The following is a 1,422-nucleotide window of genomic DNA, read 5'->3' as shown; positions in this document are numbered from 1 at the left end:
AATATGAAAAGTTGAAGAAAATGTGAAAAAACGAAGAGATTGAAGGCTGGTTTTAGTTGTGGGGAGTTCATGGGAATCGGGAATCGGGAATCGGAAATCGGGAATCGGGAATCGGGAAGCGGGAATCGGGAATCGGGAATCGGGAATCGGGAATCGGGAATCGGGAATCGGGAATCGGGAATCGGGAATCGGGAGGTAGTAGGGTGGGCAAATTCATAGCCATTGACCATTTAATCAGGAATTCTGTCATTTGCCCACCCTACAATAACTTAAAAACTTCATAATTCATCAAAACCCATAACTTTCGTTTCCCCTATCTTAGATTCATTTAATGCTTTACGGGCTAATTCGTCTAGGAAAGAGGTTTGAGATTGTGATAATGTTTTTAGCCATTTAAGTTCATTCTCAATATCTTCGATTAACTGATGAGCAAGTTCGTCTTGTATCTCTTCTGGTAAATTTTGTGCTTTCTGAAAAGCCTCTGTTAATAGATAAGTCATTAATTTCAGTATTTATCAGGAAAAACGTCGATAAATAAATGTTAGCAAAAGTCAAGGGAAAACATGCCTTACAGCGGCAATAGTGGCGGGGGCGCGGGGAGAGCGATCGCGCTGTGGGGTAGTAGGGTGGGCAAATTTATAGCCAATCACCATATAATCTGGAATTCTGTCATTTGCCCACCCTACAATAAGTCCCTGCTGCTCCCTGCTCCCTGCTCCCTGCTCCCTATTTAAAGAGTTAATTTTAGTTTTGTCCGACTACTTAATAGCCGGAAAACTCCCACCAATAAAGTGAATATCACTGAAGGTTTCGATCCACAAACGAGCACCACAATCAAGGGGATTATCCGGCTGATAAACAATCTTACACGGACCAAGGATTTCCACCTCATTACCGTAGAGATTAGTGCCCTTTCGTTTAACTGAAATCACTGGCTTCCGGTCTTTGGGGCTTTTCTTGATATTCGAGCCAATGTGATTGCGATTGACATTAATTTTAGCTAAAGCGGTTGTACGACTAGTGCGCCATTTCCCCTTTGGTCCACGATTACCTTTAGTAATTTGTGGCAAATGGTTGAACAGAGGAATAATCCAGAATTTCCCGCTTTTATAGGCACCCCGGACCCGACCCTTCTCTAGGAGTTGGCGCAATCTTCGAGAAGAAATTCCTAATAGAGATGCTGCTTCAGTAGTTCCAACGCACTTGTTCATCTGTTGTCTCCCCTTTAAATATTCCGATAATACTAGTATAAGGGATAAAAGGAAAATTGACAACTTGAGGGAATTTAGAATTTAGAATTTAGAATTCAGAATTGGGAATCGGGAATAAAAGGAAGAGTTTAGGATACGGTTGGTGGATGCGTTCGCGCAGCGGCTCGTACCGAGCATCGCGTAGCGTGGCCTACGGCCAATCGCGCAGCGA

At 43.1% G+C, this 1,422-nt stretch carries 3 protein-coding genes; all 3 read right to left on the bottom strand.

The genetic code is table 11. From position 1 onward, the window contains the following. Positions 1–67 precede the first annotated feature (67 nt). A complete protein-coding gene (locus tag F6K20_RS38465; RefSeq protein WP_502708935.1) occupies positions 68–250 on the bottom strand; it encodes a hypothetical protein in 183 nt (60 codons plus the stop codon). Positions 251–278: 28 nt separating this feature from the next. Continuing rightward, positions 279–500, bottom strand: coding sequence for a hypothetical protein (locus tag F6K20_RS38460; protein ID WP_287266753.1), 222 nt, complete (start codon positions 498–500; stop codon positions 279–281). 258 nt (positions 501–758) lie between these two features. Then, a complete protein-coding gene (locus tag F6K20_RS38455; protein ID WP_287266755.1) occupies positions 759–1,211 on the bottom strand; it encodes a MerR family transcriptional regulator in 453 nt (150 codons plus the stop codon). Positions 1,212–1,422 lie beyond the last annotated feature (211 nt).

The sequence above is a fragment of the Moorena sp. SIO2C4 genome (assembly GCF_010672485.1).
Classification (GTDB): Bacteria; Cyanobacteriota; Cyanobacteriia; order Cyanobacteriales; family Coleofasciculaceae; genus Moorena; species Moorena producens.
The sequence above is the reverse complement of the archived record's forward strand: the minus strand, read 5'-3'. Positions and strand labels throughout refer to the sequence as shown.

Excerpts from the sequence above, each read along its gene's own strand:
- F6K20_RS38460 (WP_287266753.1), bottom strand. The coding sequence starts at position 500 with ATGACTTATCTATTAACAGAGGCTTTTCAGAAAGCACAAAATTTACCA.
- F6K20_RS38465 (WP_502708935.1), bottom strand. The coding sequence starts at position 250 with ATGACAGAATTCCTGATTAAATGGTCAATGGCTATGAATTTGCCCACC.
- F6K20_RS38455 (WP_287266755.1), bottom strand. The coding sequence starts at position 1,211 with ATGAACAAGTGCGTTGGAACTACTGAAGCAGCATCTCTATTAGGAATT.